We start from the raw sequence: 13,974 nt of genomic DNA, 5'->3' as shown, positions 1-13,974 counted from the left end.
TTGGTGCGGCCTCACGGTATTATGGCATGCGGCCAATCTGCCGTGAACCACGGAGACTTTGAGACTATTTTTTCTCCGCGCGGGACGATGATACATTTTTAGGTTCCAACCCCGCGAAGTCGGTTGCGCAGACACTATTTTTTGAGTAAACAGAGGCGGATAAAGGCCGATCATGACTTCGCAAGAGTCTGGATCGGCCTTTATCGTTTGCACGTATTGCCCGAGCAATTCACGCTTTTCCTCGATCGTACCGCTGGCGATGATCGCCTCCAACTCATCGAACGCCGCTGCCGCACGGGCCTGTAGTTGTTCCTACACCAATGCGGCTATGGGATACAGGTGCGGTAGAGATGCTTTAAAGTTTTCCAGCGCCTATGTCGATACATTGTCAGTACTTCAGGCATTCGGGCCTGGGATTTATCGCCGGGTTGTCGGCGTAGGTTGCGTTGACTGTGGATAGGCGTCAGGTGATGGGCGTCGCTGATCTGTGAGCGTTTGAAGGAAAGCGATTTGGAATCCGCTGGTCCTGCCGCTGCGTCTTGGGTGATCGGCGGGGGAAGCCCGCTTCGTCCTTGCTGGATTGTATGACGGGCACCGCGATAATACTGCCATGCAAGACGGCCCTCTGATTTCAATCGTGGTGCCCTGCTTCAATGAGCAGGAAGTGATTCGCGCCACCCACGAAAGATTATCGGCGGTGCTTACATCGTTTCCGATCCGGTACGAAATTCTCTACATCAATGACGGTTCGCGCGACGACACCGAGGCCCGTCTTCGGGAGATTCAAAGTCGCGATCCGCGCGTGCGGCTGATTCTCTTCTCGCGCAACTTCGGTCATCAGATGGCGGTCACGGCTGGCATTGACCATGCGGCCGGCGACGCTGTCGTGCTCATCGACGCCGACCTGCAGGATCCGCCGGAGGTCATCGCCGAGATGCTCGGTCGATGGCGCGAGGGGTATCACGTCGCCTATGGGCAGCGTACTGTTCGCGAGGGCGAATCCGTCTTCAAGGAGAACACCGCCAAGTTGTTCTACCGCATGCTCAACCGCATGTCCGAGATTCCGATCCCGCTGGACACGGGTGACTTTCGCCTGATGGATCGCAAGGTGGTCGATGCGTTGAAGGCGATGCCGGAGCGCGATCGATATCTGCGCGGGATGGTGTCATGGGTGGGATTCAAGCAGATCGCCGTGCCGTACAAGCGGGCGCCGCGCGCGGCGGGCGTGAGCAAGTATCCGCTCAAGAAGATGATTCAGTTCGCATCGGTCGGGCTACTTTCGTTTTCGCGCGTGCCGTTGCATCTCGTCAGCGGGCTGGGCTTCGCATGCGCGGTCCTATCGCTCTTGTGCATCATTTACGCTCTCGTTCTTCGCATTTTTACAAGCGAATGGGTCAGTGGATGGACGCTGTTGTTCATCGCGGTGGTGTTCTTCGGTGGGATTCAGCTCATCTGCCTCGGCGTAGCCGGCGAATACATCGGTCGCATCTACGCGGAGGTCAAGCGTCGGCCCAACTATCTGGTGAACCAGTTTGTGGGTTTCGAGCAGGAGCGACCGGTTGAACCTTCCGATCGAAAATGAACCTCGACGCACCGGTCGGGGTGGACGCCTTCGGCTGGCAATCGGGCTGATCCTTGCCATGTTGTTCGCATACATGGCATTCGGCCGCATCGACTGGCACAAGACCGGCGCGGCGCTGGCCCAGGCGAGCATTGTGCCGTTGATCGCGGCGCTCGCGCTGCTTTCGATGGACTTTACGCTTCGTGTGCTGCGATGGTGGTGGATGTTGCGGAAGTTTGACGATGCGTTGCCGGCGAAGGTGTGTTTCGCGCCGTTCATGAGTTCGATCGCCGCCAACAATGTGCTGCCCCTGAGGGCCGGCGACGTGCTGCGCATCGTGGGATTTCGACATGCGATCCGCGCCCCGGCGATGCGTATCCTCGGCACGATGCTCATCGAACGACTGCTCGATTTGTTCACGCTCATCGCCATTTTTTTCGCCTGTCTGCACGGCGTAACGGGCGAATCGATCCCGCCGGCGTTCGTCACCGCCGCGTCCGTCATCGCGCTGGCGGCGATCGCCGCAATGATCCTGCTCGTCGCTTCCGAACGCCTGATCCTGCGGCTGGTGCGCCGGCTTGAAGGCGCGGCAGGCGTGCAGCAAAGGCCCTGGGCCTTGCGCGGATTGCAGTGGTTCGAGCAGGTGCTCGCCACGCTGATGATCTTTCGTTCGCCGGGCACGTTGCTGACGCTCATTGCTCTGTCGGCCTGCGCATGGCTGCTCGAAGGCGGCGTGTTCTACTGCATCGCTCTGTCGCTGCACCTCGATGTCGCCGCCGCCGGGGCGTGGTTCAGCATGAGCACCGGCACACTCGCCACCCTCATTCCTTCCTCGCCCGGATACGTCGGCACGTTTGACTATTTCGCCCTGCAAGGCATCATGGCCTTCGGTGCCAAACCCGATCCCGCCGCGGCCTATACGCTTCTATGCCACGCCGCCATCTGGCTTCCCCCGACCGGCGCTGGCGGGTTGTTCCTGGCACTGCCGCGACTTCGCCGTCTGACGCCCGGCCGTCGATCTTCGCAAAACCATCAGCGCGAATCCGAGTCGTTATGAGCACGCCTTCTCAATCCTCACCCGCACGCATCGCCATCGTCGGCGGCGGGTTCACCGGCCTGTCCGCCGCATACGAACTCTGCCGCGCCGGACATGATGTGACCATCTTCGAATCCGACCCCGAAGTCGGCGGACTCGCCGGCAGCTTCGAAGTCGACGGTGTCCAACTCGAACGCTTCTACCATCACTGGTTCACGAACGATCGTCATGTGATGGACCTCATCGACGAACTCGATCATCACGATCGCATCCTCCTCCGCCCCACGCGCACCGGGATGTACTTCGCCAACGGCACCTATCGACTTAGCACGCCCAAGGATCTTTTAACGTTCAGGCCGCTGGGTTTCCTCGACCGACTCCGCCTCGGCTATCTCGCGCTCAAGGCGCGGCGCGTCAGCGACTGGATGGCGCTGGAGAACATCACAGCGCGCCAATGGCTCATAGAGATGGCCGGTGAAACGGTATATCGCGTCATGTGGGAGCCGCTGATGAAGGGTAAATTCGGGCCCTACGCCGAAGAAATCTCAGCCGTTTGGATGTGGAACAAGCTCAAGCTGCGCGGCGGGAGCCGGGGCAAGGGCGGCGCCGAAATGCTCGCCTATTACCGCGGCGGATTCGCCGCGCTCGCACAGGCCATCGCCGACGACGTCCGATCGCACGGCGGGAAAATCCGCACACGCTGCGGCGTCGAATCCATCGTCGTGCGCGATGGGAAGGCGACGGGCGTTCGCGCCGGCGGTGTCGAATACCCGGCCGAAGTCGTGCTCATGACCCCCGCCCTTCCGATCGTCGCTGATCTGCTCGAGAATCATGTCGACGCCGACTACGCGGCGTTCCTGAGGCGCATTGAATACCTGGCGAACGTCTGCCTCGTCCTCGAACTGGACCGCTCGCTCTCCGACACGTATTGGCTCAACGTCAACGATCCCGGATTCCCCTACGTCGGCGTCATCGAGCACACGAACTTTGAGCCGCCCGAAACCTATCATGGTCGGCACATTGTCTATCTGTCCAAATACCTGCCCGCCGACGCCGAGTTGTATCACATGACGGATCGACAGGTGTACGAATTCTCCGTGCCGCACATTCAGCGGATGTTCCCGGCTTTCGACAGAAGTTGGGTGCTCCGGCATCATGTATGGCGTGCCCGCTACTCTCAGCCGATCGTCAGTAAGCGGTACAGCGAACTGATTCCACCCACGAAGACGCCGATCGAAGGCGTACTTCTGTGCACGATGGCGCAGATTTACCCCGAAGATCGCGGGACGAATTACGCCATCCGCGAGGGCCGCAAGATCGGGCGTGAACTGGTCGATTCACTCGAAAGTGCGAGGTCGTCATGACAACGCTTCGGGCCGACACGCCATCCCATTCGAAGGCGAATCATCTGCTTGCGCGATTCGAGCTTGTCTGGACACTGGGACTTGTCGCCTGCGCGATGGCCCTGCGCCTTGTGCCGTTTGTATATTTCGGATTGAGCCGACCGATCACGCTCGGCGGTCTCTATGTCCACTTCGGCAAGGAGATCGGTAAGCACCATTTTTTGCTGCCCAAGACGATTCCGTTCTACACCGACGGCGGCATCCCCTTCGCCTATCCCCCGCTGCCGTTCTATTTCTTCGCACTTTTTCGTGAGCTTGTTCATTATAATGATTTCGTTCTGATGAACATTCAGGCGGGAATGCAGGCGGCGCTGACAGTCGCGGTGTTCTACTGGATGGTGCGGTCGCTATTACGTGCGCCATTGGAACGATTCTGCGCCCTGCTCGCGTTCACATTCCTCGACGCGTCGTATTACGACTTTCTGAGCGGGGCCGGCATCGCCGAGAGCGCCGGAGCGATGGCCGTTATGCTGCTGGTCATCACGGCGATGTGGTGCCGCACCGGGGGGTTCACACGCTACATCTTGCTCGGCGTCGTCTGGGCCTTCTCGGCGTTCGCCTCGCCCGGCAGTCTTTGGATGTCCGGTCCCCTCGTGCTGGCGATGTCGGTGTCGCACTGGGCCACCGATCCATTCGCCTTCTGGCGACTTGTGCGCTCCTACGGCAGCGCGTGCATCATCGCCATCGCGGTGTCGTCGATCTGGTGGGGCACGGTCATTCACTACCACGGCACGAGCGTCTACACGCGCGTCGCCTCGGGTGAGTCGCACGACCTGTTTCATCATCAGCTCGATCGCCTCCTGCAACTTGAAATCCAGATGCCCTTCACGTATCACCGCTACGGCGTGCTGTGGGGTGTGATGGCCGTCGCGGGCGTGATCATCTGTCTGCACCGGCGGCGGTTGGACCTGCCTGGTCTGCTCATTGCGGCCGCGCTGACGCCGCGCGAATATTCGTGGCTCGTCGGCCAGTTCGCTCCGCTGCTTATTGGCGTCGGTGCAGCGACTATTGTGCCCTGGGCCATCTCCGGCATCTGGACTGCCTGGTCGCCGCGCTGGCTCGCCGGGCTGATTGCGGCGGGCATCGGCTGGGTAATCGTGCTGAATCTTGCCTACGACTCGCTCCGCGGTGTCCGCGATCTTCTGCGAACGCCCGAGCAGCACGTTCTCAGCGCCGCTTCCATCGACGCCGCCGCCTGGCTGCATGATCATGTCGGCGCATCGACCAAACTGGTCGTGCTCGTCAACGGCGATGAGGACCAGACTATCGAATGGATGCCCACACTCGCTGAACGCGAGGTGCTCAATGTGCGATATGGCGCGGAGTGGGAGCCGAGCGAACTGGCGGTGATCCTCGACTTCAACAAGGAAGCGCAAACCATCAACGACCTGTCCGCACTGGACGCTGCGGTCCACAGGCACTTCAACGTCGATCAATACATGATCGTGACCAACAACGCCCATTTCGCCCACAGCGCCGCGGTGCAGGACGGCTCATGGACCACGCCATGGTCCCACGACGACCTGACGATCTACGCCAAGACCACGCACTGATTTGTCGCAAATCTTAACGGGCTGGAATCAGCGTTTCATTCCTCATTTGTCGATGCGTTGCTTGACTTCCAAAGATCGATCCGCTGAATGTCATTCTTGGCCGCGGGTCCGTTCGTGCTTCTGCCACGCTTGATATCGGATTCAAGCTGCTTGAGGAGTCGGGTGACGATCTCGGGCATGTCGTTATATAAATTGTGCTGCTCGCCGAGATCGTCCTTCATGTTGTAAAGCTGCGCTTTGGGGGCGTCTTTGGGGACTTGCTTTTCCGTGGGTTTGGACCATCCGCCCGAACCGCGGGCGAGTTCCAGTTTCCAGTCGCCGAGGCGGTAGGCGAAGTGTCCGCTGATGGAATGATGAATGATGCCGGCCCGCGTGGAGACGATCGGCTGAGCGGACAAGGCGGGCAGAAAGCTGACGCTGTCCTCGGCGCCGTTCGCCGGCAGGGGCTGACCGATGATCTGCGCGACGGTGGCGAAGATGTCGGTGAGACAGACGGTCTGATCACTGGTCGAGCCGGGCGCGATGTGACCGGGCCAGCGGATGAGGAACGGCACGCGATGTCCGCCGTCCCAGATGTCCGCCTTCGTGCCGCGCAGGTCGCCGTTGGGGTAGTGGCCCTGTTTCTCGAGTTGCGGGATTCCCGCTGCGGGCGAGCAGCCGTTGTCGGATGTAAAGACGACGAGCGTGTTGTCAGCGATGCCGGCGCGCCCGATGGCGTCGAGCACCTGCCCGACCACATCATCCGTCTGCATCACGTAATCGCCGTACGCCCCGAGCCCGCTGCGGCCCTGCCATTCCTTGGACGGCACGATCGGCGTGTGCGGCGAATTAAGCGGCAAATACAGGAAAAACGGCTCCTTCTCCTTCGCCCGCGCTTCAACATACGACACTGCCGCCTTCGCGAGTCGGGGCAGCATGTTGATCGCGTCGTCATGCTCGATGACCCGATCATTCTCGATCACCGCCTTGATGTCACGCGCGTGATGAAAGCCCAGGTAATACTCGAACCCGTGCGTGATCGGCCCGTCGGGAATCGTCGCGCCGATCGGCGGCTCCTTGTAATCCCCGGCCTTGAGCGGCTTGCCGGTCTTGGCATCGAGATACTCGAAGTTGAGGTGCCACTTGCCGATGATCGCCGTGTGATAGCCCTGCGACTTGAGGAAGCTCGCGATCGTCGGGCGATCCTTGTCGATGAGACACGGGGCGTAGCCGGTGACGACGCCGCTCTGGAGCGACGAGCGCCAACTGTATCGGCCGGTGAGCAGCCCGTAACGCGTCGGCGTGCACACGGACGAACCGGAATGCGCATCGGTGAAGATCATCCCCTCGCTCGCGAGCTTGTCCGCCCGTGGCGTAGCGATCTTGCCATGCTCGAGGTTCATGCAATGCAGATCGCCGTAGCCCAGATCGTCCGCGAGGATCACCACGATGTTCGGCCAATCCGCCGCATCAAGCCGCGCAATCGGCAGCGCGAACAATAGCAGCGTCATCGTCCATGAAACGTGTTTCATGTTCAGTCGCCTTTCGCCTGCCCGCCGTGCAAATCCCATTTCTGCGGCGGATTCGGATCATATTGCGGGGCGGCATCCTGTTTGGGCATCTTCGCCAGCGCCGCCTTGAACTTCGCCAGCGACGCGAGCATCGCCGGGTCGCTCGATTTGAGCACATTCGTCGTCTCCCATGGATCGCTCTTCATGTCGTACATCGCCTCCGGCTCGCCCTGCTTGTTGACCCAGAGCTTGAAGCGCTGATCGCGCATGACTCGATCGTCGTACGCCTGAGCCGGGACGACGCGGCCGTCGCGCACGCGCGCCGCGCCGCCGCCCATGGCGAGAATCCAATCGCGGTCCGTGTCGCTGGCTTTTCCGAGAATCAGCGGGGCGAACGAGTGCCCGTCGAGCACGCGGTCCGCCGGGATGTGCCCGCCGCCCAGTTCGCTGAACGTGGGCAGTAGGTCTGTGAAATCGACGAGCGCCTCGGTGACGACGCCGCTCGGCACGGTGCCGGGGCAATTCACGATGAACGGCATGGCCACGCCCGCTTCGTTCATCTTCGCCTTCGCCCCCGGGACACGATGACCATTCAACATGCCGGTCACGCCGCCGGTACCGTTGTCGGTGGTGAACACGATGATCGTCTTCTCGCGCAACTTCAGTTCATCGAGCGTCGCCACCACCCGGCCCACCAATTTGTCCGTATACCGCACCATCGCCTTGTGCTGATCCAGTTTGCTCTTGGCGTTCAGGTCGTCGGGCGTCGTCGTCGTGGGCATGTGCACGAGGATCATCGGGTAGTACAAAAACATCGGCTCGTCGCGATGCTTCTTCATGAATTCGATCAGATGATCGCACACCACATCCGGCCCGAACTTGCCTTCGTACGTCTTGCTCCCCTCCCCCGGCGTGTTGAGATACGGGTCCCAATACCGCTTGTCACTCGGCGGATTGTTCGTCTCGAACCCGGTCCACATGCACCAGTCATCGAACCCCGCCGCGTCCATCGCCTTGGGCTCGACGCGAAAGTCATCGATCTGCCATTTGCCCACGGCGCACGTCGCATAGCCCGCCTGACGCATCACGAGGCCGAACGAGTTGTTGTGATTCGGATCGAACGACGCGCCGCATCCCCACCGCGGGACGTCCCAGTGATTCGTCCAGCCGTGATGAAACGGATACTGCCCCGTCAAAAGCGTCATGCGCGTCGGTGTACACTGCGGCATCCCGTACGCATTGACAAAGCGCATCCCCCCCGCCGCCAACCCGTCGATATTCGGCGTCTCAATCCCCTCCGCCCCGTAACAATGAATCCATTCCTTCCCCAGATCGTCCACCAGAATGAACAAAACATTCGGCTTCTCCGCCGCCCGCGCCCCCGTCACCATCGCCAGCAGCACCGTACACACCATCATCCATTGTTGTTTTGCCATGCCAATCCAACGCCCGCACGCCGATTCTTATGCCCTCACCCCGGAACCCCCTGCCTGCCGCGATGGCGCTGACGCAACTTCATCATGAACCCCGCCCCCCGCCGCTGGCCCCATCCCGCCTCGCCGCCCGCCCGCACACGGAAGGCAACGCCCCGCCGTTCGCCCCTCGCTTTGCGATCCCGTGTCTCTTTCTCCAATCGCGCCTTTTCGCCATCCCCCGCGCGCACGGGCGCGCCCGTGCGCACCGCCGCGCAATCCGCGTTAACCAAGTGCGACGCATTCACCGGACTTACATCCCCGCCTGCCCCGCCCGTGCGCGCTTTTGCCCGCCCCATGCGCCAAAAGCGCACTCACCGTGCGCCCCTCGACGCATCCGCATACCCGCCCCCGATTTTCCCGCACCCCCCGCCCCCGCATTCCGCCCGACGCATTTTCTCATGACAAAGCTCAACAGTTCGTCTAGAAGATCAATCGCAAATTTGCCGGGAAGAATCGACACGGAGCGGTTAATCTACTAAATTGGCTTCATGGAGACCGGGCCCAAAGAGATCAATATCGCAGAAGCGCTGGAAAGTTGCCGCCGACCACTTCTGGACACCGGAGGGCGCAGCCGGCTAATTAATTTTCCAATCAATGGTCGCAAAACGAAACGCTGGCTTCGTATCATTGGCGAAAACCCGAATCAAGTATTCGATCGGCTGGTGATACGCAATCAGTCATTTTCTTTCGAGGCCCTGCCGAAACAGACTCTACATGACAACGAGGAGAGTCCTTTGATTCGGCCCGATGGAGAGCCCACATTTGCCGTTGATCAGACGGACGGCGCGCTTCAGGTGGACCGTGACGAAGCCGTTCTGGATGGATGCCTTGAGACAATCGCCCGTGAGGCTCGGTCCTGCATCGATGAAACGGGCGTCAACATGCTCTATTTGTCCATAGGAATGCTTGAATGGTTTCAAGCAAGTAGCGCACAAGAGCCGACTTATGCCCCTTTGATTCTAATCCCCGTCGAACTAAAAAAGGAGTTTTCAGAGAGGCGAGGGCGGTATATCTATCCCGTTCGACACAATGGGCAGGAACTTCTATCGAACCTTTCGTTGGCGAAGCGTCTGGAGGATGATTTTGGCTTAAAAATGCCGCTGTTAGAAGGCGGGCAATCGCCCTCCGAGTATTTTTCTGCAATCCAACGGGATGTGCTGGCCCATCAAACGCGTTGGAGAACTTTGGACCACATCGTGCTCGCATTCTTTCGTTTCCAGAAGCAGCTGCTCTATCTCGATCTAGACCCAAGAAATTGGTCAAACTCGGATGGCAAAGTTGATAATGCTCAGATTCGGAAGGTATTCGAGGGTGTAGATCGTGGCGGCGACGATGTGACGCGACGCGAGGACGAAAAGATCGACAGTCATCGCACCGCTCAAGACATGCTAATAGTCATGGACGCGGACAGTTCACAACACTCTGCATTGTGCGATATCGCCGAGGGACATGATTTGGTAATCGAAGGTCCTCCCGGAACCGGGAAGAGTCAAACGATTATCAACGCAATCGCGTCATCAATCGCATCGGGAAAAACAGTACTCTTTGTCGCAGAAAAGCTCGCGGCACTCAAGGTTGTGTACGATCGCATGAAGGACCACGGGTTAGAAGATCTTTGCCTGAACCTGCACAGCGATCAGGCGACACCGAAGCTAGTCTTTGACGATTTAGGTCGGCGCCTCGACGCGAGATTTAGAAGTCCACACCAGTTAGATGCCGTCCGGCGCGACCTGATGAGAAAGCGCCAATCGCTCGATGCTTATCTCAAGGCCACAGCAAAACCAGCCGGACCGCTTAAGTTGCCGCTGCATGATGTGTTCTGGCGCGCAGCAAAGTTGGCCGGCCGAGGAGCGCCTTTGCTGCGAGACGAATGCAATTCGGCAATCTCGCGCGACATATTCAACGATTCGATAACTGTTCTCACCGCGTTAGCGCGTCATATTGACGAACTGGGACCGCTGCGGGACTGTCCGTGGTGGGGATTTGAATGCCGGCGTTTGCCTCAAGCAGACATACCGCTCCTAGCCAGTCATTTGCAAAGGATGTTAAACTCGGCGACCGCGCTATCTCAGCAATCTGAAGTGCTGGATGATCTCGTCGGTTCGCGTGTCGAGTGGTACTCCTCATTGCACAAGGTGGGCGTGGCACAGTTGAAGGTACTCGACGAAGTGACGGCTGAGGTCGATGCTCGGCTATGTCGGCATATCGCCGATCCGTCGCGCGCTCAGGCGGCAAGGGATTTGAAGAGAGAACTCGAAGATTTTTTAGCGATGGATGCGAAAGCAACGGCAGCTTCAACAACCGACTGGCCGAAGTGTGAATCGCACGCCGATCAGTTCGTGACCCTATTTCGCGATCGATTTAAGAAGCCGATCGGGACAGACGCCACATTGGAGAACCTTACGGGTTGGCGGAGTCGACTGAGTCAATCTCTTGAACTGCTAGATCGACTCGCGTCACTGATGGATCAATTGCACTCGTTGGGATTTCGCCGAGCGACAAGCCTTTCACAAACACGCCTAGTTGTCGATCTTTACCGGCTCATTACCGACGACCGGGTACTCAATAGTCACGGCGTATGTGAGAATCTGTTGCTGGCTTCGACAGAGCACGATTTTGTCCGAGCACGGGAACAGCAGCGACATCTCCAAACTCGGCACGACAAGATTAGCGAGGTCTTCGTCGTATCGGATGTGCCAGATCGAGAAGCTCTTGGCGCTCTGCGTCGCACGATGCGGCCATATGTCAAGCGTTGGCATCGATGGCTTTGGGGTGAGTATCGAAGAGCACGTGCTGAACTGATGCGGTTTCTTGTACCTGACGCGAAACGTGAGGTGGCATTGTGGGTATCGACCCTCGATGAATTGGACAAGTGGCAAACCGATACGGATAATTTCGCCGCCGATCCGCATCTCGTCAATGGGCTTGGTCCTGCATTCAAGGGATGGGACACACGCTGGGATGACTTGGAGCACTTGGTACGGTGGGGAAAGACCTTGGCCTCGCGAGGAATCGAAGGCACACACGCAATATCGTTGGTTAAGCGCTGCAATCAAGCAGAGTCGCGACCGCATTTGACGGTGCTACAAGCGCTAGTGCGCCAACTAGATCACGAACTTGCGGAATTGCCTCCGACGATTTTCGGCGTAAGCAATACTACTGAACTATGTCAGCTTCAATTTGAGACGCTTCGCTCGCTACTGTCGCATTGGCGTGTGGAAATTGAGTCACTACTTGAAGCTACGACCGGGCTTCGGCAAGAGCAAACAAGTACATTGGGACAACTCGACTTAGCGGCAAAGTGCGTCGTCCGCGCTGCGGAATTGAAACGAGCAATCGACGAATCCAGCCGGTTCCGTCATGCGCTGCCCGAATTCTTCGTCGGAACGCAGACACCGGTTGCTGTGTTGGATGCGGCGCTGAACATGATTGATCGCCTGTCGCCTTTGCATATGTCTGTTGTCGTATTGCAATGGCTCTTCGACGCTGATCCGACACAGCACGCAGCAGCGCTACATGCTGGCCTGGATGAGTGGATGAACCGTCGTGATAAATGGTCAAAACGAGTAGACGAGAGCGCAGCGTTCGGAGAATGTGACCCTGAATGGTTCGGAGTTTGGGGTAGTTCTCAAGAAAGCGAGCCGCCGGCCCTTATTCGACGCCTATTGGGAAATTTGGATATTTTGCCGACATGGATCGAGTTTTGCCGCTCGCGTGACCGGTGCGGTGAGATCGGCCTTTCTCCATATATTCAAGCGGTCGCCGACAATCAGCTTAAACCAAACCAGCTTGTGGCATCCTTTGATCGAACCGTGCATGACCTTGTTGCGCGGCAGGAAACTGAACGCGACGAGTGTTTGCGAAACTTTTCTCGCTTGGAACATGAACAGGCGCGCGCCGACTTCGCCAAGTTGGATCGCGAGTTGATACGGCTGCAGTGCGAGCAAGTGCGATGGATGGCTGGTAATCGACGGCCGCCGGATGGCGTGAGCACCGGTCACGTGGGGAATTACACGCAAATGGGATTGATTCGGCACGAGGTCTCAAAACAGAGACGGCATTGCTCATTGCGCGATTTGGTGCGTCGGGCTGGTGAGGCTTTGGCAGCGATCAAGCCTTGCTGGATGATGAGTCCGCTTTCGGTCGCGCAGTTCATCGAGCCCGGCGCTCTCGTCTTTCATGTGCTAATTATGGACGAGGCATCGCAAATCAAACCAGAGGATGCGTTGGGCTCTGTCGCTCGGGCAGAACAAGTGGTGGTCGTCGGCGATCCGAAACAGATGCCACCGTCCAGTTGGATGGAACGGTCCAGCGGCAACGGTGCGGACGATGATGATGAGGCGGACGAAAAGACACTAGCTGATGACAATGAATCAATCCTCGAGTGGGGGATGAGCGCATACCGTAGAGTGCGGCGGTTGAAGTGGCATTACCGATCACAGCATGAGAGCTTGATCGCGTTCTCCAATGACAGGTTTTACGATCGCGAACTGGTGATCTTCCCGGCTCCAGGTACTCGCAAAGACGCGTTGGGATTGAGGTTCCACCATGTTCCGGAGGGAAGATGGGAAAAGCGTAGCAATATTATTGAGGCGCAGCACATTGCTCGGGCTGTAATCAATCACGCTCACAAAGATCCGAAGGCCAGCCTAGGTATTGCAACGTTCAATGCACCGCAAATGGAGATGATTCAGGAAGAACTCGACAGGCTGCTTCGTAACAATAGCGATGCCCGCCATATGGTTGAACATCTGATGTCCCACCATGAGCCACTGTTTATCAAAAATGTCGAAAATCTACAAGGCGATGAGCGTGATGTAATATTCATTTCTTATACCTATGGGCCGGACGCAGGAGGCATCTTCGCCCAACGTTTCTATCCGATAAACACAGATAAAGGGTGGCGGCGGTTTAATGTTCTGATCACTCGTGCGCGGCAGCGGATTGAAGTCTTTACTTCAATGCTTCCGGAAAACATTACTGGCGGACAACAACGTCCGTTTGGCGTCCAATGTATGCGAGATTACTTGACATATGTACAGAGCGGGAAGCTCGTGGACGCAGGCACGCCAACGGGGCGCCCTCCTGATTCGGACTTCGAGGTTGCAGTCGCACATGCGGTGCAGCGGATGGGATTTGGTGTCCACGCACAAGTTGGCGTCGCGGGCTATTTCGTCGATCTCGGAGTGCTCGTACCCAGCGGCGAAGGGGATTATTTGTTGGGCATCGAATGTGACGGCGCGACCTACCATTCAGCGAAATCCGCGCGCGACAGAGACCGACTTCGCCAAGAGGTAATTGAGAAACGCGACTGGTCTCTCCATCGCATCTGGTCAACAGATTGGTTCCGAAACCAAGCTAGCGAGGAAGCACGATTGCAAAAAGCGTTGGACCGACTGATGGCAGTCCGGCGTGCAAACATTTGACTTACCTAGCGAAACCCGAGATACAAAGTG

7 protein-coding genes are annotated in these 13,974 nt (G+C 58.4%); 5 read left to right on the top strand and 2 right to left on the bottom strand.

Annotated features, from left to right (window positions below; all coding sequences use genetic code 11):
* The first annotated feature begins 610 nt into the window (after positions 1–610).
* The 4 genes from GC162_17780 to GC162_17765 are packed head-to-tail and all read left to right on the top strand — an operon-like array spanning position 611 to position 5,553.
* The gene (locus GC162_17780) at positions 611–1,582 is read left to right on the top strand and encodes a glycosyltransferase (GenBank protein ID MBI1370489.1); all 972 of its coding nucleotides are present in this window, start codon (positions 611–613) and stop codon (positions 1,580–1,582) included.
* 58 nt (positions 1,583–1,640) lie between these two features.
* Positions 1,641–2,618, top strand: a complete 978-nt coding sequence (locus GC162_17775; protein ID MBI1370488.1) for a flippase-like domain-containing protein — start codon at positions 1,641–1,643, stop codon at positions 2,616–2,618.
* On the top strand, positions 2,615–3,961 hold the full coding sequence (locus GC162_17770) for an FAD-dependent oxidoreductase (protein MBI1370487.1): 1,347 nt from the start codon (positions 2,615–2,617) through the stop codon (positions 3,959–3,961). The genes GC162_17775 and GC162_17770 overlap by 4 nt, the downstream gene beginning before the upstream one ends.
* Entirely contained in the window at positions 3,958–5,553 is a 1,596-nt protein-coding gene (locus GC162_17765; protein MBI1370486.1) for a hypothetical protein, read from the top strand. Before GC162_17770 ends, GC162_17765 begins: the two co-directional genes overlap by 4 nt.
* 35 nt (positions 5,554–5,588) lie before the next feature.
* Here the strand turns inward: GC162_17765 and GC162_17760 are convergent, their stop codons facing one another.
* Both GC162_17760 and GC162_17755 read right to left on the bottom strand, forming a co-directional pair.
* Positions 5,589–7,043: a sulfatase-like hydrolase/transferase gene (locus GC162_17760; protein MBI1370485.1), complete on the bottom strand. Its 1,455-nt coding sequence runs from the start codon at positions 7,041–7,043 to the stop codon at positions 5,589–5,591.
* A 23-nt stretch (positions 7,044–7,066) separates the two neighbouring features.
* The gene (locus GC162_17755; GenBank protein MBI1370484.1) at positions 7,067–8,479 is read right to left on the bottom strand and encodes a sulfatase-like hydrolase/transferase; all 1,413 of its coding nucleotides are present in this window, start codon (positions 8,477–8,479) and stop codon (positions 7,067–7,069) included.
* A gap of 527 nt (positions 8,480–9,006) precedes the next feature.
* Between GC162_17755 and GC162_17750 the strand changes: the two genes are divergently transcribed.
* On the top strand, positions 9,007–13,944 hold the full coding sequence (locus tag GC162_17750; protein MBI1370483.1) for a DUF4011 domain-containing protein: 4,938 nt from the start codon (positions 9,007–9,009) through the stop codon (positions 13,942–13,944).
* The last annotated feature ends 30 nt before the right edge of the window (positions 13,945–13,974 follow it).

This window comes from Planctomycetota bacterium (genome assembly GCA_016125255.1).
In the GTDB taxonomy this organism is placed as follows: Bacteria; Planctomycetota; Phycisphaerae; order Phycisphaerales; family Zrk34; genus RI-421.
Note: the sequence above shows the minus strand (reverse complement) of the source record. Positions and strands in the feature narration are given on the sequence as shown.